This is a genomic window from Streptococcus mitis, assembly GCF_009496155.1.
In the GTDB taxonomy this organism is placed as follows: Bacteria; Bacillota; Bacilli; order Lactobacillales; family Streptococcaceae; genus Streptococcus; species Streptococcus mitis_BQ.
The window spans coordinates 32710-53653 of record NZ_WIJP01000009.1 but is presented as its reverse complement, the minus strand read 5'-3'; the positions used below and the strand labels follow the sequence as shown (position 1 = coordinate 53653).

20 protein-coding genes and 2 pseudogenes are annotated in these 20944 nt (G+C 37.3%); 10 read left to right on the top strand and 12 right to left on the bottom strand.

The genetic code is table 11. From position 1 onward, the window contains the following. Positions 1-23: 23 nt before the first annotated feature. Together GEZ84_RS06705 and GEZ84_RS06700 are read right to left on the bottom strand one after the other, a co-directional pair. Positions 24-1178 (bottom strand): site-specific integrase, encoded by a 1155-nt coding sequence (locus tag GEZ84_RS06705; protein WP_153223961.1) that lies wholly within the window; start codon positions 1176-1178, stop codon positions 24-26. 51 nt (positions 1179-1229) lie between these two features. Next, positions 1230-1748, bottom strand: coding sequence for a helix-turn-helix domain-containing protein (locus GEZ84_RS06700; RefSeq protein WP_000181350.1), 519 nt, complete (start codon positions 1746-1748; stop codon positions 1230-1232). A gap of 147 nt (positions 1749-1895) precedes the next feature. On the opposite strand from GEZ84_RS06700, the gene GEZ84_RS06695 reads away from it, so the two are divergent. From GEZ84_RS06695 to GEZ84_RS06680, 4 genes are all read left to right on the top strand, one after another. Then, positions 1896-2177 (top strand): hypothetical protein, encoded by a 282-nt coding sequence (locus tag GEZ84_RS06695; RefSeq protein ID WP_000005472.1) that lies wholly within the window; start codon positions 1896-1898, stop codon positions 2175-2177. A gap of 8 nt (positions 2178-2185) precedes the next feature. Then, the gene (locus tag GEZ84_RS06690; protein ID WP_153223960.1) at positions 2186-3025 is read left to right on the top strand and encodes a phage replisome organizer N-terminal domain-containing protein; all 840 of its coding nucleotides are present in this window, start codon (positions 2186-2188) and stop codon (positions 3023-3025) included. 359 nt (positions 3026-3384) lie between these two features. Beyond that, complete coding sequence (locus GEZ84_RS06685) at positions 3385-3717, top strand: hypothetical protein (RefSeq protein ID WP_001220782.1); 333 nt, start codon at positions 3385-3387, stop codon at positions 3715-3717. After that, positions 3698-3892 carry a hypothetical protein gene (locus GEZ84_RS06680; protein WP_000469564.1) on the top strand — a complete coding sequence of 65 codons (195 nt, stop codon included), beginning with the start codon at positions 3698-3700 and terminating at the stop codon, positions 3890-3892. The genes GEZ84_RS06685 and GEZ84_RS06680 overlap by 20 nt, the downstream gene beginning before the upstream one ends. 460 nt (positions 3893-4352) lie before the next feature. Here the strand turns inward: GEZ84_RS06680 and GEZ84_RS11135 are convergent. Continuing rightward, a pseudogene (locus GEZ84_RS11135) lies at positions 4353-4730 on the bottom strand (hypothetical protein). A gap of 251 nt (positions 4731-4981) precedes the next feature. Further along, a complete protein-coding gene (locus GEZ84_RS10880; RefSeq protein WP_071788300.1) occupies positions 4982-5155 on the bottom strand; it encodes a FanG protein in 174 nt (57 codons plus the stop codon). Positions 5156-5183: 28 nt separating this feature from the next. On the opposite strand from GEZ84_RS10880, the gene GEZ84_RS06670 reads away from it, so the two are divergent. Next, positions 5184-5798, top strand: coding sequence for a CadD family cadmium resistance transporter (locus tag GEZ84_RS06670; RefSeq protein ID WP_000615750.1), 615 nt, complete (start codon positions 5184-5186; stop codon positions 5796-5798). Positions 5799-5809: 11 nt separating this feature from the next. Then, on the top strand, positions 5810-6148 hold the full coding sequence (gene cadX, locus GEZ84_RS06665; protein ID WP_000711088.1) for a Cd(II)/Zn(II)-sensing metalloregulatory transcriptional regulator CadX: 339 nt from the start codon (positions 5810-5812) through the stop codon (positions 6146-6148). A gap of 503 nt (positions 6149-6651) precedes the next feature. Here the strand turns inward: cadX and GEZ84_RS06660 are convergent. The 8 genes and pseudogenes from GEZ84_RS06660 to GEZ84_RS06625 all read right to left on the bottom strand — a co-directional run. Next, positions 6652-7416, bottom strand: a pseudogene (locus GEZ84_RS06660) (tyrosine-type recombinase/integrase); the annotation flags it as partial. A 191-nt stretch (positions 7417-7607) separates the two neighbouring features. Next, positions 7608-13520 carry an alpha-L-fucosidase gene (locus GEZ84_RS06655; RefSeq protein ID WP_153223959.1) on the bottom strand — a complete coding sequence of 1971 codons (5913 nt, stop codon included), beginning with the start codon at positions 13518-13520 and terminating at the stop codon, positions 7608-7610. Positions 13521-13815: 295 nt separating this feature from the next. Further along, the gene (locus GEZ84_RS06650; protein WP_153223958.1) at positions 13816-14292 is read right to left on the bottom strand and encodes a glutathione peroxidase; all 477 of its coding nucleotides are present in this window, start codon (positions 14290-14292) and stop codon (positions 13816-13818) included. Further along, positions 14289-14867, bottom strand: coding sequence for a DUF3278 domain-containing protein (locus GEZ84_RS06645; RefSeq protein WP_153223957.1), 579 nt, complete (start codon positions 14865-14867; stop codon positions 14289-14291). The genes GEZ84_RS06650 and GEZ84_RS06645 overlap by 4 nt, the downstream gene beginning before the upstream one ends. 26 nt (positions 14868-14893) lie before the next feature. Continuing rightward, entirely contained in the window at positions 14894-15220 is a 327-nt protein-coding gene (locus tag GEZ84_RS06640) for a hypothetical protein (protein ID WP_153223956.1), read from the bottom strand. A gap of 10 nt (positions 15221-15230) precedes the next feature. Continuing rightward, the gene (locus GEZ84_RS06635; protein ID WP_000712156.1) at positions 15231-15473 is read right to left on the bottom strand and encodes a hypothetical protein; all 243 of its coding nucleotides are present in this window, start codon (positions 15471-15473) and stop codon (positions 15231-15233) included. 10 nt (positions 15474-15483) lie between these two features. Further along, positions 15484-16026: a DUF3278 domain-containing protein gene (locus GEZ84_RS06630; protein WP_153223955.1), complete on the bottom strand. Its 543-nt coding sequence runs from the start codon at positions 16024-16026 to the stop codon at positions 15484-15486. 15 nt (positions 16027-16041) lie between these two features. Then, on the bottom strand, positions 16042-16236 hold the full coding sequence (locus GEZ84_RS06625) for a helix-turn-helix transcriptional regulator (protein WP_001082472.1): 195 nt from the start codon (positions 16234-16236) through the stop codon (positions 16042-16044). Between the two features lie 165 nt (positions 16237-16401). On the opposite strand from GEZ84_RS06625, the gene rsmH reads away from it, so the two are divergent. From rsmH to mraY, 4 genes are read left to right on the top strand one after another with little or no spacing between them, the layout of a single operon-like run. Beyond that, on the top strand, positions 16402-17352 hold the full coding sequence (gene rsmH, locus GEZ84_RS06620; RefSeq protein WP_153223954.1) for a 16S rRNA (cytosine(1402)-N(4))-methyltransferase RsmH: 951 nt from the start codon (positions 16402-16404) through the stop codon (positions 17350-17352). A gap of 9 nt (positions 17353-17361) precedes the next feature. After that, positions 17362-17679: a cell division protein FtsL gene (gene ftsL / locus GEZ84_RS06615; RefSeq protein ID WP_000227824.1), complete on the top strand. Its 318-nt coding sequence runs from the start codon at positions 17362-17364 to the stop codon at positions 17677-17679. Between the two features lie 3 nt (positions 17680-17682). Further along, entirely contained in the window at positions 17683-19935 is a 2253-nt protein-coding gene (gene pbp2X / locus GEZ84_RS06610) for a penicillin-binding protein PBP2X (protein ID WP_153223953.1), read from the top strand. Position 19936: 1 nt separating this feature from the next. Then, a complete protein-coding gene (gene mraY / locus GEZ84_RS06605; RefSeq protein ID WP_153223952.1) occupies positions 19937-20917 on the top strand; it encodes a phospho-N-acetylmuramoyl-pentapeptide-transferase in 981 nt (326 codons plus the stop codon). The last annotated feature ends 27 nt before the right edge of the window (positions 20918-20944 follow it).

Genomic DNA, 20944 nt, shown 5'->3' with positions numbered 1-20944 from the left:
TTCTAAATTTTTAAAATCATGATTTATTTTGCTTTATTGAGATAGTCTGCAAATTTGTCAATAGAGTTTTTCTCACCAGTTTTTGTGGTGTGAGTATAGACATCTAATGTCACCTGACTGCTTGCATGACCGAGACGTTTTGATGTATTAGAAGGATCGATTCCAATTTCAGACATAAGTGTTGCATGTGTATGTCTAAACCCATGTGGGCTAATTGGTTTTAATTTATGCTTTTTAATAATTCGATTCAGTACGTTATTAATGTAATCAGCATGCAAAGGTTCAATTTTGTCATTACTTGATATGTAAGAGAACATATATTCATCACTAATATTCAGCTTTGTAAGAGGAAGCTGAGATTGTTCTTTCAGATAGAAATTTCTCCATTGCTTAATAATATCGATTGTCTCATCATCAAGATAGATTGTACGAACTGAAGATTCATTCTTTGTGCTCTTTTCAATCGCTTTACCGTCAATTCTTCCTAGACTTTTATCTATGTTCAATAGATTGCTGTCAAAGTTAATATCAGCCCATTTTAAAGCGTATAACTCCCCTTTTCGTAGTCCACTAAATGCAAGCAGTCTAAATAAAGCAAAATGTTTAAATGGCTCAGTTTCTTTCACTATATCAAGGAAATGATGTAATTCCTCCAGAGACCAAAAATTATCTGATCTAGTTTTTTTGATTTTAGGCATGATAACATTCTTCATTGGATTTCGATCAATGTAGTTCATGTTGATTGCAAAATCAAAAATTTTTGAGGTATAGGATTTTATCTGTTTGATATTTTTGAAAGTCTGAGATTTTTGTGTAATAAAGTTTTGACAGTCTAAAGGACTGATTTGGTCAATAAATTTATCGCCAAATATTGGTAGAATATGTATTCGATAGATATTCTTAGTTTGGGAAGAAGTTGTTTCTTCAACGGTACCAACATAGGCCTTAAACCATTCTTGATAAAGTTCTTTATAAGTGACTTGGGGGTTAGGTTTGTCGGTACTTACTGTGGGGGCAACGACACCAGCTTCTAAACGAGCTTCGTACAATTTTGCCTCTTTTTTGGTTTTGAACCCTCTCTTTAAGTGCCTTTTTTTCTTTCCATAAGCATCTAAGCCAATGTAAAAGCTGACATAGTAAAGGATTCCTTTTTTTGTTTTGTATTTGTGTATAGACATTTTTTCTCCGTATCTAAGTTTTCGGAGCTTATGTAATCGAGAAATGAGTGTCTATCTATTTTTTCTATCTTCTTGGCGGATAGCGTATTCGTCTGTTTTAATCCAGCTCTGCCAAACTTTAGAATCTTTATTTTGGTGATTCATATAGTCTATAAACTCAGACATAAAACGTTTGTTTTTCTCTGCTAGGTATTCTGAGAATATATGACGAAATTCATCTGAAAAACTATCATCAAGTGGTAGTGTTAATGCCCTTTCGCCAAATTCGATACTCTTCTTTAACTTCTCCATATCGCTTTTAAAAGGTGTCACAGAACCAATTTTAGATGTTTTGAAACTATCTGTAACAATTTTAAGATTTGATGGAGCGTGTGGGTTGCTATCAAGTCCCATAATGTAAGCGACGGAAACATTAAAGTATTTTGCCAATTTTTCAGCATTATCTTTTTTAGGTTTGCGGATTCCTTGATTGTATCCAGAAAGTGTAGGATAGGCTATATTTGTAGCTTCGCTAATTTCTGTCAATTTTTTTCCGCTATTTTCTATCAGTTTAGTAATATGATTCGTCATAAGAACCTCCTTTTTATCATTATAACACATTTTATTCTTTTTGAATAAAAAAGCTTGACAAAAATTCAAAAAGGATATATAATTCAAAATGAATAACAAATTAAATGGTTTCGGAGCTTATTTAATTTAGAAATGAGGTGTGAATTTATGTCGGAAACTACTTTAGTTGTCCAGCTTCCTAAAGAATTAGAGAAGCAATTACGTGCTCACTATGATGAGATGATTTCAAATGCTGTAGCAAGAGTATTTGAAGATAAAGAACTTTATAAACCTATGGTTCGTATGTCAGGTTTGTCTAGGTGGTTAGATGTATCTACGACAACAATCCAAAAATGGACGAAAGAAGGAATGCCAACCATGGTGATTGATGGAGTGACTTTATACGATAAAAGAGCAGTAACACGATGGTTGAAGCAATATGAAAGATAGGTACTCGTATGAATGGTGTTCAGTGGATCAAGATAACAACAGATATATTTGATGATGAAAAAATTCAGCTAATAGAATCAATGCCAGAAGGAGATACTCTTATTGTAATATGGTTTAAAATTCTGGTGCTTGCAGGAAAGCAAAATAATAGTGGCATATTAAGTCTAGGGAACAAGGTTTATTACACAGAAGAGATGCTTTCAACAGTGTTTAGACGAAAGGCTACATCTGTAAAATTAGCTCTCAGTATGTTTGAAGAATTTGGCATGATAGAAATCATAGATGGCGCTATTACCATTCCAAAATGGGAGAAACATCAGAATATAGATGGACTAGAAAAGATTAGGAAACAAACTAGGGAACGTGTTGCTCGTCATAGACAAAAACAAAAAGCACTAATTACAGGCGAGCCACAACTCGTTTTAGACTGTAACGTTACAGTAACGGATGAAAATGATAATGTAACGCAAGAGATTAAGAACAAGAATAAGAATAAGAAAGAGATTGAGAATATACTGGATAATAGTTCTAGAAAGCCTGAAACTTATATTCCACCCAAATATTATTCTTTGTTAGAATCCATTTCTTATAAGTACAATGATAGATTTTTGTATCCTAACAATTACACTTTAACACATGCTCAGAAGATGAAGATAGGCGAGTATTTGGCTAGTGGGTATGTAACTAGTGATGAAGTTATTAACATGATTGAACGGATTCCTGAGGATGCGACTTCTCCTTTAGCGTATTTATTTAAGTCTATGGAGAATTTAAAGCAGGAACGTATGCTGGAGTGCAAAGCTATTGCCCATGAAAATGCCCGAAAGAAGTATATGATAAATGAGTAGATATAGGACTGTTCTAAAGAAATGTTATATCACTGAAGAGCAGAATGAAATAGTGAATAACTTGATTGAAATGACAAACCATCTAAATTTTTCCTCTTATGCTAGGAAAATGTTGTTTAAGAGTTCGCCTATTTATCTTCAATTTGATTTTGAATTTTATCATGACTTTATATTTCAAGTTAGAAGAATTATCAATAACTTACGTCAGTTAGAAAGAATAGCAGAACAAAGTGAAGATTTGGATAATGTAAGGATATTTCACTACTGCGTTGAGCTGATGATAGAATATGAAAAGAAGACAAGTAAACAAGTGAAAGAACTTGTAAAACGACTAAATAAGAAAACGAGGTGATAGGACCATGAGAATAAAATCTGTGTTGAAACAGGTGTTTTTGACGGAAGAAGAAAATAAAAAATTAAATGATTGTATGAGGAAGGAAAATATTCGTAATTTTTCTGAGTTTGCTAGACAAAAATTAATACGAACAGATTTGAACATCCAAAAAGTCTCTTTTGAAGGTTTAGTTCCTTTAACAGAAGAATTGGAACAAGTCGGAAAGAATATCAATTCTATAGCCCGTCTTGCAACTGTAGTTGGGAGAATAAGCTATGAAAACAAAATGGATATGTCTATTTTGATGCAAAAAATAGTTGATGTGATGGAGGAAAAAGATGTTTATTTTCAAAAGTAATATGGATAAGGATTTTGATCAGATATGTGAATACATATTGAAATTAAAGCGAGCAGAATTATTTCTTCATGGAATTAAACAACAAGATAAAACGAAGGCTCGTTTGTATCATGCGATGCTGGAATACTATGATGCTAACCATAAAAAAGAAAGACATATGAGAATTTTAAAATAAGGAAACGCTGTTAAAAATTTTGCAGCGTTTTTTATATATCTTCTTAAAATATTTGTACACACAAATGACAGTCAAATTGATTTTTGGGATTATTTTATCGAGAAGGAAAGATTTCACATAATATGACTTTGCGAGCTCAGAGTCTGTATACACACACTCCCAAAATCATCCTAAAATTTGTATACACAAAGTGTATGTACTTTTTGGGATGATTTGAATTTTGGGGTATCCCCAAACCCCTGATGAATTATACGAGCAAAAAAATTTGGGAGTAAGTTTTAGAAAGAACTATTCTAAAGTATTTAAAATCTGACTTTAAGTAAATTTTTTATTATGTGACTATTAGCCTGTCTCACTCCGCTAGGTGCGAGACAAAAAAATACCCGCTATGCGGGTGTGTACTGACCCCCAAAAGTTAGACAGAAAAAATCTAACTTTTGGGGTCAGTACAAAAGCGTTTTTATTGTATAAAGAATATCAAATAGTTTGAGGGTTTTACTTGTCGCTGTATTTCTTCACTATCCTTTTTGTAATACTCCTGCTTTGTTCCTGAAATATCTACAGTGAATACGTCATCCTTGAAGGTATAATTCTCTTTTCGGTTTATGATATTAGAGCCAGTCGGTTCGATTGTTGCACTGTCTTTATCAATTGTAAAGGTGTCGGTCTCTCCTTTGTTGCTATTTCCTTTGTTACCTGAAATGGTAAAGGCAACTTCATTTCTACTCTCGTTTATTCAACGGTATTCGCCATCTAAAGAATTGCTTGATTGGTTAGAGCATGCAATTAATAAAATTGTAGATAGAGACACTAAAAGTAATGTGATAAATCTTTTCATTTACATACTTTTTATTTCTATATTATATTAAAGAAACATTACATAAGTAAGACAGTAATTTTTTAGGTTGATCTCTTTCTTTCGGGAAAATCATTATGTTTCGGAAAGTCAAGATTTTGTTATTATTTATGATATACTGGTACCGTAATTATATCCTTACAGAGGTTAAGTAAGGGTTTCAGTACACGTCAATAGATGTCAAAATATTGATTTTAAGCGATTTTTGATTTTTGGAAACTCATTATATCGCACTACAAATCAATAAAAACTGTACCTTTTTTAGATAAATATATTATCTGGATATTGAAGTTAAGCCCTGCTGTCATTTCGATGGCAGGGCTTTTTAATATTTGGTACACTAACTTCTTATCTATATTTTGGTGGATTTTAAGTTGACATCTACAAAGTTTAATGTTAGAATACATTCAAAAATATATTTGAATGAGGTATTTTATGATTCAAAATGTTGTTACTTCAATAATCCTGTATTCTGGGACAGCCGTAGACTTACTTATTATCCTAATGTTATTTTTTGCCAAAAGAAAAAGCAGAAAAGACATCATTAACATCTATTTAGGACAATTTCTAGGCTCTGTTAGTCTAATATTGCTAAGTTTGCTTTTTGCATTTGTCTTAAATTATATTCCTAGTAAAGAGATTTTAGGTTTACTCGGTTTGATTCCAATTTTCCTAGGTCTCAAAGTTTTGCTTTTAGGAGATTCTGATGGAGAAGCTATTGCCAAAGAAGGTTTGCGCAAAGATAATAAAAACCTGATATTTCTAGTCGCTATGATTACTTTTGCAAGTTGTGGTGCTGACAATATTGGTGTCTTTGTTCCATATTTTACTACCTTAAATTTAGCAAATTTGATAGTAGCTTTACTTACCTTTCTAGTCATGATTTATCTCTTGGTTTTTTCTGCCCAAAAATTGGCACAAGTCTCTTCTGTTGGAGAAATTTTGGAAAAATATAGCAGATGGTTTATTGCCGTTGTTTATTTAGGATTGGGGATATATATCCTGATTGAAAATAACAGTTTTGACATACTATGGACTATATTAGGCTAGGAGAAAATATTATGAAAAAAGATAGTATCTGCCAAGTGAATGTTATAAATCAGCAAAATATTACAACCGCAACGAACTACCTTGAAAAGGAAAAAGTCCAAAAATCACTTCGCATTTTAACAAAATTTACCGATAATAAACAGATAAATATCATCTTCTATCTTCTTGCTGTTGAAGAACTCTGTGTCTGTGATATAGCCTGTTTACTAAATCTCAGTATGGCATCTACTTCCCACCATCTTCGTAAACTAGCCAATCAAAACATCTTGGGCACTAGAAGAGAGGGGAAAATTATATATTATTTTATAAAAGATGAGGAAATCAGGGATTTTTTTAATCAACTAGGATAACAACTATTTTTACTACTTTTCCATGATTCTAGGGAGCTACTCTATGAAATTTTTTGATGAAAATTACTCACAAGAAATAATATATAGAACTGTTTAAATATCTTCAGGATAGAAAAAGAAATTGTCCAGGCACGAAGAAACTGTATATTTGTTGCTAAACTGTACATCATCTTTATGATACAGTATTTCGTATTTCTCAACTACATAAGCTCCGAAAACTAAAATGTGATAACCCTTTGATAACCTCTCGATTTTCAAAAGGATTATATATGTAAATATTGAGGATTTATCTCTTAAAATTACTTGATTTTAGTGATAATTTACCATAAATATCATAATGTAGAAAAAACCAGGTCTTAAGAAAGCTTGTAAAGCATCACAATTCTCAAAACGTTAATCAACACGATTATATCAACGTTTCAAAGCACTCAAAAGTTTACCTTATGGGTGCTTTTTTCGTGTTTTTTTGAAAAGTTTACCTCAAAATTTACCTTATTTTCACCTCATTGATTTAGAGACTTTAAAGCAAATTCACCTACTGTCATAGGAACTACATTAGAAGTATTGACATAAATCTGAGTTGTTCCTGTGTCACTGTGTGTTAGAGCCTCAGAGATAGCTTCTAAGCTCATTCCTGCTTGTTTAGCAAGCTTGGCTCCTGTATGTCGCAGTTTATGAGGTGTAGCATATGCCAGCTCTTTATGTCGCTTTCTGATGCTTTTCATTTTATTGTTTAGATAGTCAGCATGTAAAGGCTTGTTGATGTTTCCTCTTGTGTCGACATATGTAAAAACAAATTGTTCTGGATTACTGATGATACCAAACTTTGCTAGTTCATATCTTTGTTGTTCTTTCCAAGATGTAAGAAGCTGAAGTAAGTCATTAGAAATAGAGAAAATAGTTTTCTTATTTCCCTTAGTAGATTTTACTTGTCCATATCTATCTAAAGCTTGAATTAGCTGAATCTGTGATTTTGAAAAATCGATATGTTTCCATTGAAGAGCATAGATTTCAGATTTTCTATCACCTAAGAAAAAAGTAAGATAAAATAGGACATAATCTTTAAGGGTTATTTTATCATTGTCTAAATCTTCTTGAAATGCTGAGAACCATTCTTGGAGTTGTTCATGAGTTAGATATAAATCTTCCTCTCTCTTTGACTCTGCAAGTTGAATCTTTTTAGTGGCTTTTATTCTTCTTAATATTTTTGCAACTTTATTAGCTTCTATATATTCAAGTTCTTCTGCCCAATCAAAGATAGAATGAACTGCACCTCAAAAGCTAGATTTTTCTGTCTAACTTTTAGGATGCAGTTCAATAATCATTCTGTTTTATATATACTAAGACATCCATAGAAATTTGTGGATGTTTTTCTATTTGTAGCCGAAAAAGAGAAGACCGGCTGGTCTTCTCTTGGGGGGGACTAGAGTCATTTAAAAGAATTAAATAAAGATTTTAATTAGTCTTTAAAATTCTTTTGGAAGATGAGTAGAGACAAGACTGAAGTAATAGCCGCTAAGAATAAGAAGGCGTTTGCTTCTTGCTCTCCAGTCTCTGGAAGTTGTTTTTTCTTGTCTTGTTTAACTGTAGTGGCAACAGGTGCTTTCTCATCTTTTCTTGGTGAATCTTCTGTTACAACTGCAGGAGCTGATTTTTCAGTTTCTCTAGGTAGAACATACTCAGGGAGAGCCACAACTGGTGGTGCATCTGTTCCTACAGAACTTTGTTTCGTTCCAGTCTCGATTATTCGGTCTAAAGCAGGAGTCGATTCAGTTTGAACTACCTTACGATTGCTGCCATCTACTTCGACATACTCGATTATAGCACCATCTTTCCCTTCTGCTAGAACTTTCTCTTTTCCTTTATCTAAGTTTGGATTTTCATGACGGATAGTCTTGAATGGTACCGCCTTCTTGACAATATCCAAATTTGGGAGCTGGAAGACAAGCTCTTTAACCCCTTCTTCAGGACTTGAAGAAGTAATTGGTTTTTCAGGTTCTTTTGGTAGAAGGTACTCAGGAAGAGTCACAACTGGTGGAGTATCTGTTCCTACAGAACTTTGTTTAGTCCCAACTTCAATCACTCGGTCTAGAGCTGGAGTTGATTCGGTTTGAACTACCTTACGATTGATACCATCTACTTCGATATACTCGATTATAGCACCATCTTTCCCTTCTGCTAGAACTTGTTCTTTCCCTTTGTCTAATTGTGGATTTTCGCGACGGATAGTCTTGAATGGTACTGCCTTCTTAACAATATCCAAACTTGGGAGTTGGAAGATAAGCTCTTTAACCCCTTCTTCAGGACTTGAAGAAGTAATTGGTTTTTCAGGCTGTTTTGGTTCAACTGGTTGTTCTGGTTGGCTAGGTTGCAATTGCTTGATTTGTTCAAGAGCGTTGTTGAGGGCTTTGTTGACGTCTTCTTGAGTCTTCGCTTCTTGGATAGCTGCGATTGCTTTATCAGTAATTTCAACTAATTTTTTCTTAGCATCGTTGTTAGTACCAAGTTCAGCCACTTTTTTCTCGATAGCTTCAGTCAAGCTAGCCATAGCCTTATCGTAATTGATTTCAGGCTGTTCAGGCTGTTTTGGTTCAACTGGTTGTTCTGGGCTTGTTTCGTCTCCAGGTTTTTGGTAATTTTCATCTTTGCTAAGAATATCTTGCAAAGTAGTGACTGTTGACATCACATCTTGTATATTTACCGTATCAGAACTTAACTGTGCAGTGAGTTTATCAAGATTAGACTTGAACGCTTGGCGTGCAGTTGCAGTATCTTTCAACCCAGCAGGATTAAAGTTAGATAAATCTTCTTTCCATTTAGAGATAGATTGAAGGATTTCTGCTTTGCTGTATAGCTCGCTTCCTTCGCCTTTTGTAATGAATTGATCCACTTGCATACCAATATTTTTGGTTAAATCATTCTTGTCAGGGTCTAGTTGGAGAGTTACTGCGTGCAAGTTTTCATCAAGTCCTTTTAGGCTGACTAGAGTCTGGTCGCCTTGGCGTTGGGCAGCGTGACCGCTAAAGTATTTCTTACCATCAATAGTGGATGCATTGCCCATTCCATCTTGATAGGTGACTTCCTTACCGTCAAGGAATACTTTATAGACACCATGACCTGGGTCAACAAATCCTTTGATTTCTAAGCCTGTACCATAGAAATAAGCTGTCACAGTTGTCTTTTTCTTCTGTTCCTCTGTCAGATGTCTAAATGATACCCATGATTCAGTGTTTTGGTATTGGCCAGAAGAGTTGGTTTCGTGTCTCCATCCAGGACTGTAATCTAATTGACTAGCTTGGTCGTCGTAATTTGTCTGATTCGTCTTCAATAAATCAGCCTTCATTACTCGAATCGTTGCATCGGTAGCAAAACCGAGTAGGGCGCCATCAGACACAGAAGTGAGTTTTGCTTTGAAGTCAAAGATTGAGTCAGCTTGTTCGGTGAAGTCGATAGTTGGAATGGTAACAGTTTTCTCTGTTTCACCATCTGCAAAGGTTACATCTTGAGTTGTATCTTGGTAAACCTTACCGTGAACACCTGTTCCAGGTTCCGTAATGAAGCGAACGGTAGCAGCTCCCTTGCTTCCACCAACACGCTTAATTGTAACAGTAACAGGTTTTCCTTTTTCGACATCGTAAGAAGTTGCTTCAAGCTCAAACATACCCTTGCTGTTATTGTTTAGAGTGTAGATTCCTTCTGTAGCGATTGGTTCACCTGTTTTGTTAACGAGAGTAATAGTGTGTTCTCCAGGCGCTAAATCACCGGTTTCGTAAATTTTTTGGCTACGTTTACGGCTACTGTTCTTGGTTTGTACATCTGCGACTTTTTGACCATCCACGTATACAGACATTTCACCATGGTTTGGATCTACTGTTGATACAACATAAGCCTTGGTTCCTGTGAAACGGTAGGTGACTTTGGCATCTTTCTTGTTGGTCCACATAGAAGTACCACGGATACCTTCTGATTCATTGTACCAAGTTGTACCTTCCTTGTCAGCCGTTGTATTTGAGTGGTATTCTAGTCCAAGAGGATATCCATCATTCTTTTCGATAGTGCTTGGAGTTTTATAGACTGAGAAGTTGGTTAGGATTGGTGTGGCTTGTGAGCCAGTAATCGTAACTCGGATTTTTTGTGCTTCTACAGGTTGACCCTGAATTAAACGACGATAGCCTACGGTTGAACCTTCACCATATGGAACCCAACGTCCGTTGATTTCGACTTCAATCTTGAATCCAGAAATACGTTGCCCTTTAGCAATATCTTCCTTGAGTTCTACGACGTCAAAACGTCTCTTTTGTCCTAAATCAACTGTGAAACTACCAGTTGTAGCATCATTTGAAAGTGCCCAGCTAGTATCATCTTTACCGTCTGTAAGGTGGCTTTCTTTGTAGAGATGGTTCTGACGAGTCGAGCTTGCTGTTACAGTTGCTCCTTTGGCAAAGTCAGTCGCATACATTTGATCTAGAGTCGCTTTGAATTCTTTCAAGCGAGCCACATCCGCATCTGCGAATTTACCTTCTTTGTTTGGTGGAATGTTGAGAAGAAGTGGCGTTCCACGACCAACAGACTTGAAGTAGATATCCATCAATTCTTTGAGAGATTTTGGCTGCTGGTTATCGTGGTAGAACCAGCCAGAACGGATAGAAACATCTGCTTCCCCTACAGAGTACATATCTCCGTCAGGGTCACCGTGGTTAAGGTATTCGTTCTTAACGTTTTCGGTGATATTTGCTTTCTTGACCTTGTGCCATACAGGGTCTCCGGCTATACCACGCTCATTTCCAATCCAACGGATACTTGTTGGCTCGGCAGAGAAGATAGCGATATCTCCTTCAGCTTCCTTGATGTATTTGAACCACTCATCAAAAGTGTAGGTTACTTTTTGGGCACCGCTACCGCGTGCTCCATCCATCCAGACTTCGATAAATTTACCCTTATTACCGTATTTTGGATTACCAAGGATTTCTTTTAGTTGATTGAGGTAGTATTCGTTGTATTCTTTTTGAGTAGCTACCTTATATTTAGGGCTATTAACATCCCATGGTGATAGGTAAACACCCATGTTCATATCGTATTTAGTAGCCGATTTAGAGATTTCTTCTAGAAGGTCACCCTTTCCATCTTTCCATGGGCTTGCAGCTACGGTATGATTTGTATATTTAGATGGGTAAATAACGAAACCATCGTGGTGTTTGACAACCATAATAGTTCGTTTAAAGCCAGTTTCCTTTAGAGTACGGATCCATTGGTCTGTATCTAAGTTAGTTGGATTGAAGTTTTTAGGATCTTCATTTCCATGTCCCCACTCAGAATTAGTATAAGTATTCATACCATAGTGGATAAAGGCAGCTAATTCTTCCTTGTGATAATCAAGTTGAGCCTTGCTTGGGAGCGGACCGTGATTTCCGATTTCTGTTTCTTTATCTTCTGGATGAGCAGCAGGTAAAACATTTGAAGTCGGATTAGAGCTATCAGAGATTTTTTCGTATTCAAAGACGACATCATTTACACCCTTATGCTGGATGCTGGCTTCTAAGCGTGGAGTGATCGCGCGGTAGCCTGCGATTTCTTTTGCTTCAAAAGTGTTTATAAAGGAAACCTCGTATTCTTTTCCCTCATTATTATCAGTAACAACATCTGCTAATTCTTGCTCTGAGTCTTTCAAACGATAATGAATGGCAAATGAACCTTTATTCACTTTATAAACCACCTTGATGACCCGTGTTCCTGGAGCTGTTTTGCTGACGACCTTGTAGATCCACTCATCTTTGAGTTGTTTGTTGATTTCGACGCCATCAATAGAGACAATCTGGTATTTCTCTTGATTTTTTGTATAGAAGTCAGTCTTAGCGATTTCTTTTTTGAAGTCATAGTCAAAAGCTGTTCCAACTTCAGTCTTTTCAACAAAAGTATCATCAGTTTTGATTGGATTACCAGTTTCATCTACGTGTTGAACCACTACACGTCCGTAATCGATTCCTTTAATGAGTGTCGCAACACCATTTTCATCGAAAGAATATTGATTTTCACCAATAACAGCAGTTTTATTTCTGAACATTTCTCCTTCAGGAGTAAAGTAATATCGTTTCCCGTTATCACCTTGGTACCAACCTTTGACACCATATTTAGCGATAATATCTTTTACCCATTTGACTTGCTCGGGTGAGAGGACGATTCCGCCACCGAAGCGGTCTTTGTCAGGGATGCCGTTTTCGATTGTGCCATGTTGGTGAACACCGACTACTTTACCATCACCGTTGATAATACCAGCACCTGAAAGGCCTGAAACAGAAGTCATATGATAGGTTATGCCTTTTGAGCCTTTATCATCATAATTATCAACAGATTTCACGATACCATCAGCCTTGTAAAGTTGACCAGCTACAATTGGTTTTTTGAGCTCAGGTGAGCTTGAATCAGTCGGATATCCAATCGTGCTAACAGGATCTCCTGGTTGATAGGTTTTGTTTTCTGCCAAGGGAACAAAGGTAGCAGCTTTATTTGGACTAGCGATTTGAAGAGGAACAGGTGCTACAACAGCAGCCAAGTCATTTTGATATCCTTTTCCAAATTCTTTCTTGTTCCAAAAATGAATATCTTCTTCTTTGAAAAGAGTAGTATTACCCGTTACAGGTTGAGAATTGCGAACAGCAGAATTGGAACCGAGGTTATAGTAAAACTTAGCAGAATCTCCACCTCTAATATGTCCTTCTTTTGTATCACGGTTTGATTCTAAAAAGTTGTGAGCGACAGTCAAGATGACATTTGGTGCCACAAAAATACCAGAACCAGACACGATATAGCGTTGGGAACCACCATTGTAAATAGTGTAAATCATACTAGCAGCAGTAGCAGGTTGTCCTTCATAAGGGACGTGCTTCAAATCTAGACCACCGTTGATAATCGCACGATTACCATTTTCAGCTTCTTTTGGAAGTTCTTCCTTGTTTTTTAGAATGCTTTCTGTCTCAACTTTAGGGCTATCCTTCTTGTCTACGATTGCTGAAGAATCTATGTTTTTCACGGGCGTATCAGGGTAAGCTTGATCGTGGATTTCTTCAGGAAGTAAGTCAGTAGTTTTAGTATCTGCTACAGATTTTTCTTCTACTGGTTTAACAGTTTTCTCTGTTTGCTCTGATTCTTGAGGTGTAGAGATTACAGGACTTTCATTTTTGATTTCTGGTTTAGTTTTTTCAGCCTCGGCCAATTTTTCTACGTTTGGTTGAGAACTTGTAGCTTCAATTTTTGCTTCGTCCGCTAGTGCTGTTCCAGATGCAAAAAAAGCGAGTCCAACCATAACCGAAGCAACTCCAACGGTTAATTTTCTGATGCTAAAAGTTTGCCCTTTTTCAAAAAGGTATCGATTCATAATGTACTCCTGGTTTGAATAAAGACAGTCAGCTACTGTCTGAGCCCAAGTATGACTTGGAAACGATTTTCTTTAATGATAGTTAATTTGTGCAATAGTTTGAGTATAATCTTCCTCCTATTTAAGCGCTTTCATCTCAAGATAAAAAATTTAAATTGCCACCTTAAGCTTTAAAATGATCTAAAAGCTTTAATATAACAAATATACTAAATTATTCCAAGAAATGCAATAGAGAAATGTAAGAAAATCCATCCTGCTATTTTGTGGAACATAGAAGGATGGATTTTAACGAAGTTTAGAGTAGATTTCGTATCGCCTCTTCAATTTGTTTTGGGTCTGTTTTGGAAGAAAAGCGCTCAAAGACTTGCCCATCTCGACCGATGAGAAACTTAGCGAAATTCCATTCGATTCGTTTTCCTAGTGGGCCAGATTTTTGTTCTTTCAACCAAACATAGAGAGGCTCTGCCTCCTTACCGTTGACCTTAATCTTAGCAAAACGAGGAAAAGTAGTTTGATAATGTAGGCTACAGAAGTTGTTGATTTCCTCTGGGCTGCCGGGTGCTTGCCCCATAAACTGATTACAAGGAAAATCTAAGATTTCAAATCCCTGAGCTTGATAGCGTTCATAGAGTTCTTGGAGCCCTTGGTACTGGGGCGTTAAACCACATCCAGTAGCAGTGTTGACAACCAAGAGAACCATACCACGATAGGTCTCTAGTGGAGTTTCTTGATGGTCTTGGTTCAAGACTGAAAAATCGTATAGTGAAGTCATTGCTTGCTTTTCTCCTTCTGTTTGGTGTTTTTAGGAGTTTTTTCCTCCTGTAATGATAGAAAGCCGTAGGTCAGGGTTCCAAAAATGCTACCGATAATCAGGCCATACATCAGCAAAGGAACACTTTTATCGAATTGCAGGAGCAACTTAACAAAATCTGAAAGGGACATCTGTTGAACGAAGACCTTATGAAAGATGAGTAAGGTAAAGAGACCAATCTGAATACCGATAAACACAATCCAACTCCTAAATTTGATTTGGGCTTTGCTGTAGGTTTTGAGGATGATTTCTGACTGGTCATCTTTTTCCAGATGGAGTTCTTTGACGGCTCTTTGAGTTTTTAAAGTAATGAAAAAAATGAGTCCAGAGTAAACGTAAGGCATGGCATAGCGAACGGCCTCTATGAAGCGTCCAAATAATAGATAAAACAAGAAGAGGAAGAAGGAAGAATAAACGATTTGGATCATGGAACGGGCGCAAGCCTTGTAGATAATCTCTTGTCGGCATTCATCAAAAGGGCCTTGGATATGAAAGAGATTTCGAAGTAGGCGAGTGGTGAAGTCTTCTTTTTTCATGTTAGTAACCTCCTAGATGAGTGGTTTTACTGACTTTCTTTTACGAATTGATAGAGATAATAAAGATAAGTGATAGATGATAAGCTAGCGATAGTTAATAGTAAATAATACTTCCAATTACCTGAGATGACCATCAGTTGTGGTAAAGATAGCATCATAAAGCACAGTGCTAAGTTGAGTATGCGCGTTTTTGGGGAGTCAATCTTTAGATAAGTCAGTCCTTTGTTAAGGGCTAGAATAAAGACTAGCACGAGGAATATCTCTCTGATTGGCAAGTCCCCTGAAACGATGATGAAGATGAACAGAGAACTGAACAAAAGATGATAGGTAAGTAAAGTTACTAGTGATTTCATAAGGTACCTCCTAATCCTGGTCTTTTTTAGCTCTTGCAATACGAAGTGAGTCGACAATATGTATCATCACTCCGAAAAAGAAAGCTCCCAGTATAGTTTTAAAAATATGTTTTGTATTTAGAAGAGAACTGATAAAATTTGGATTTTCACTTGTTAGGGTATCAATGAGTGGAATTATAAAAAATATTACTGTTCCATAAATCGAACCTGCTTTCAGACCAGGATAACGTAACTGTTTCTGTTCTTTTTTCATAAGATACCTCCTAATCCTCATCTTGATCCTTATTGGCTTTTGCAATGCGACGGGAGATGAGAAACTGTATGCTCACTCCGAAGAAGACAGAACCTAGAATGCTTGATACACCATTTCTTATAGTGAGAAGAGAATGAAAATAGTCCTGACCTTCACCTATGAGTATACTGAGAAGAGGAGTTATAAAAAACATCCATAGACCAAAGAACAAACCTGCTTTCAGACCAGGGTAATGTAGTTGCTTACTTTCTTTCTCACTCAGCATATCTGGATCAATAGCTGTAATCCCTGTTTTTTTCATTTGGTAGGTGACATAGCCAGCAGCGATGAGGGCAATCACTAAAATCAGAGGAGGATAGATTAGAGCCACTTCTTGAGGATATTTATAGGCCAGAAGGAGTGGAATAAGATTTCCGAAAATCATCAGATAAAAGAGGAAGATAAAGACTTGATTGCCGATACGATCAGCTTCGCGTCGTTTGTATTCGTCAAGTGGATCAGAAATACCGTATGTGCGTTTGATCAGTTTTTCAGTGAAGGTTTCTTTTTTCATAAGTTGGCTCCTTTTTTAAAAATCTTCCTCCCAAAAGAGACTGTTGAGGTCAGTTTGGAGGCTACGGGCGAGATTGAGACAGAGTTCCAGAGTTGGATTGTACTTGTCGTTCTCAATCATATTGATGGTCTGTCTCGAGACACCGATATCCTTAGCTAGCTCGAGTTGGGAAATGCCTAGTTCCTTGCGAAATTCTTTCACACGATTCATCTGGTCTCCTTTCTGATTTATGTCGTATATATTTGACTATATTATATTCTTCTATGGAGCGAATGTCAAGCATATTTGACATATTTCTTAAAGAAATCTTACTTTTTTTGACCTATTTGTCTGACTAGTGCAAGCTAATCAGATTTGTGGTAAAATAGATAGGATATGACAAAAGAATTTCATCATGTAACGGTCTTACTCCACGAAACGATTGATATGCTTGACGTCAAACCTGACGGTATCTACGTTGATGCGACTTTGGGTGGAGCAGGCCATAGCGAATATTTATTGAGTAAATTAAGTGAAAAAGGCCATCTCTATGCCTTTGACCAGGACCAGAATGCCATTGATAAAGCACAACAACGCTTGGCACCCTACATTGAAAAGGGAATGGTAACTTTTATCAAGGATAACTTCCGTCATTTGCAGGCACGTTTGCTCGAAGCTGGTGTTCAGGAAATTGATGGAATTTGTTATGACTTGGGAGTGTCTAGTCCTCAATTGGACCAGCGTGAGCGTGGTTTTTCTTATAAAAAGGATGCGCCACTGGACATGCGCATGAATCAGGATGCTAGTCTGACGGCCTATGAAGTGGTGAATCACTATGACTATCATGACTTGGTTCGTATTTTCTTCAAGTATGGTGAGGACAAATTCTCTAAACAGATAGCGCGTAAGCTTGAACAAGCACGTGAAGTCAAGCCAATCGAGACAACGACTGAGCTGGCAGAGATTATCAAGTCAGCTAAACCTGCTAAGGAACTCAAGAAAAAGGGTCATCCTGCTAAGCAGATTTTCCAGGCTATTCGGATTGAAGTCAATGATGAACTGGGAGCGGCAGATGAGTCCATTCAGCAGGCTATGGATATGTTGGCTCTAGATGGTAGAATTTCAGTGATTACCTTTCATTCCTTAGAAGACCGCTTGACCAAGCAATTGTTCAAGGAGGCTTCAACAGTGGAAGTTCCCAAAGGTTTGCCTTTCATCCCAGATGATCTCAAGCCCAAGATGGAATTGGTATCCCGTAAGCCAATCTTGCCAAGTGCAGAAGAATTAGAAGCCAATAACCGCTCGCACTCAGCCAAGTTGCGCGTGGCCAGAAAAATTCACAAGTAAGAGGAAAAAATGGTAGATAAGAAAGAAACAACCAGTCAATTCTTGCAAAATCGTATAAAAAAATTCTCACGTGTGGAGAAGGCTTTTTATCTTTCCATCGCTTTTACGGCTCTCGTTTTAGCAGTGAGCATTATCTTTATGCAGACACGACTCTTGCAAGTGCAAAGTGATTTGACAAAAATCAATGCCCAGATAGAGGAGAAGAAGACAGAGCTGGACGATGCCAAGCAGGAAGTGAATGAATTGATTCGTTCAGAGCGCTTGAAAGAAATTGCAGATAAAAAAGATTTGAAATTGAATAATGAAAATATCCGAACAGCGGAGTAAGATATGAAATGGACAGAAAAAATAACCCGATTTGCGGTAAAAAATCGTAAATCTCCAGCAGAAAACCGTAGAATAGTCGGCAAGTACATCAGTTTGTTAGCTGTCGTACTTTTCGCTATCTTTTTGGTCAATTTTGCTGTTATTATCGGGAGTGGTAGTAAATTTGGTACTGACTTGGTAAAAGAAGCTAAGAAGGTTCACCAAACAACTCGCACAGTCCCTGCTAAGCGTGGGACTATCTATGACCGTAATGGTATACCCATCGCTGAAGATGCGACCTCTTATAACGTATATGCTGTTATTGATAAAAAATACAAGTCAGCAACTGGAAAAATTCTTTATGTAGAGGATTCGCAGTTTAATAAGGTAGCTGAAGTCTTCCATAAGTATTTGGATATGGATGAAGCTTATGTGAAAGAGCAACTGGCTCAACCAAATCTGACTCAGGTTTCCTTTGGTACAAAAGGAAATGGGATTACTTATGCCAATATGATGGCTATTAAAAAGGATTTGAAAGACGCTAGTGTTGAAGGAATTGACTTTACAACTAGCCCTAACAGAAGCTATCCAAATGGACAATTCGCTTCTAGTTTTATTGGTTTAGCTCAACTCCATGAAAATGAAGATGGGAGCAAGAGTTTGCTGGGAACTTCTGGGATGGAGAGTTCCTTGAACAGTATTCTTGCAGGGAAAGATGGTATTATTACCTATGAAAAAGATCGTCTGGGTAATATTGTCCCCGGAACGGAACAAGTGTCCCAGCAAACGGTAGATGGCAAGGATGTTTATACAACATTGTCTAGTCCGCTACAATCTTTCATGGAAACTCAGATGGATGCCTTTCTAGAAAAAGTAAAAGGTAAGTATATGACCGCGACCTTGGTCAGTGCAAAGACCGGTGAAATTCTCGCTACCACCCAACGACCTACCTTTAATGCAGATACTAAAGAAGGAATCACTAAGGACTTTGTTTGGCGTGACATTCTTTATCAAAGTAACTATGAACCAGGATCAGCCATGAAGGTCATGACGTTAGCTGCTTCTATTGATAATAATACCTTCCCAAGTGGAGAATACTTCAATAGCAGTGAATTAAAAATAGCGGATGCGACGATTCGAGATTGGGATGTTAATGATGGTTTGACGACTGGTGGGATGATGACTTTCTCACAAGGTTTCGCTCACTCCAGTAATGTTGGAATGAGTCTACTTGAACAAAAAATGGGAGATGCTACTTGGTTGGATTATCTAAACCGCTTTAAATTTGGGGTGCCGACGCGTTTTGGTCTGACTGATGAGTATTCAGGTCAATTGCCTGCAGATAATATTGTTAATATTGCCATGAGTGCATTTGGTCAGGGGATTTCTGTAACGCAGACCCAGATGCTACGTGCCTTTACAGCTATTGCTAATGATGGAGTTATGCTGGAGCCTAAATTTATTACGGCCTTGTATGATCCAAATGATCAAACTGTTCGTAAATCTCAAAAAGAAATTGTAGGAAATCCAGTTTCGAAAGATGCGGCTAGTCAAACTCGGGCTCACATGGTCTTGGTAGGAACAGATCCTACATATGGAACTATGTATAATCATAGTACAGGAAAAGCAACTGTCAATGTTCCAGGTCAAAATGTAGCCCTTAAGTCTGGTACAGCCCAAATCGCAGACGAGAAAAATGGAGGCTACTTGGTTGGTTCTACCAACTACATTTTCTCAGTTGTGGCCATGAACCCTGCTGAAAATCCTGATTTTATCTTGTATGTAACGGTTCAACAGCCTGAACATTATTCAGGAATCCAGTTGGGAGAATTTGCCAATCCTATCTTGGAGCGGGCGTCAGCTATGAAAGACTCTCTCAATCTTCAATCATCAGCTAAGAATTTAGATCAAGTGACGACAGAATCTTCTTATGCAATGCCTAGCATCAAGGATATTTCACCTGGTGATTTGGCGGAATCCTTACGCCGAAATATTGTGCAACCAATCGTTGTTGGTACTGGAACAAAAATTAAAGAATCATCTGTGGAAGAAGGGACCAATCTTGCACCAAACCAACAAGTTATCCTTTTATCGGATAAGGTAGAAGAAATTCCAGACATGTATGGCTGGAAAAAAGTGACTGCTGAGACCTTTGCCAAATGGTTAGATATTGAGTTGGAATTTGAAGGTTCAGGTTCCGTCGTTCAGAAGCAAGATGTTCGGACCAATACAGCTATCAAAAACATTAAAAAAATTACATTAACTTTAGGAGACTAATATGTTTATTTCCATCAGTGCTGGAATTGTGACATTTTTACTAACTTTGGTAGGAATTCCGGCCTTTATCCAATTTTATAGAAAGGCGCAAATTACAGGCCAGCAGATGCATGAGGATGTCAAACAGCACCGGGCAAAAGCTGGAACTCCAACTATGGGGGGACTTGTTTTCCTCATGGCTGCAGTTGTGGTGAGTTTCCTCGTCGCTCTTTTTTCAAAACAATTGACCAATAATGTGGGAATGATTTTGTTCATCTTGGTCCTTTATGGACTTGTCGGATTTTTAGATGACTTCCTCAAGGTCTTCCGTAAGATCAATGAGGGGCTAAACCCCAAGCAGAAATTGGCTCTTCAGCTTTTAGGTGGAGTTATCTTCTATCTTTTCTATGAGCGTGGGGGCGATATCCTGTCTGTATTTGGTTATCCAGTTCATTTGGGATTTTTCTATATTGTATTCGCTCTTTTCTGGCTAGTCGGTTTTTCAAATGCGGTCAACTTGACAGACGGAATTGATGGTCTAGCTAGTATTTCCGTTGTGATTAGCTTATCTGCCTATGGAGTGATTGCCTATGTTCAAGGTCAGATGGATATTCTTCTAGTGATTCTTGCCATGATTGGTGGTTTGCTCGGTTTCTTCGTCTTTAACCATAAGCCTGCCAAGGTCTTTATGGGGGATGTGGGAAGTTTGGCCCTAGGTGGAATGTTAGCGGCTATCTCTATGGCGCTCCACCAAGAATGGACTCTCTTGATTATCGGAATTGTTTATGTTTTTGAAACAACTTCGGTTATGATGCAAGTTGGATACTTCAAAATGACTGGTGGCAAACGTATTTTCCGTATGACGCCTGTGCATCACCATTTTGAGCTTGGAGGATTGTCTGGTAAAGGAAATCCTTGGAGTGAGTGGAAGGTTGACTTCTTCTTTTGGGGAGTGGGACTTCTAGCAAGTCTCCTGATCCTAGCAATTTTATATTTGATGTAAGAATGGCACCCTGATGTTTCAGGGTGT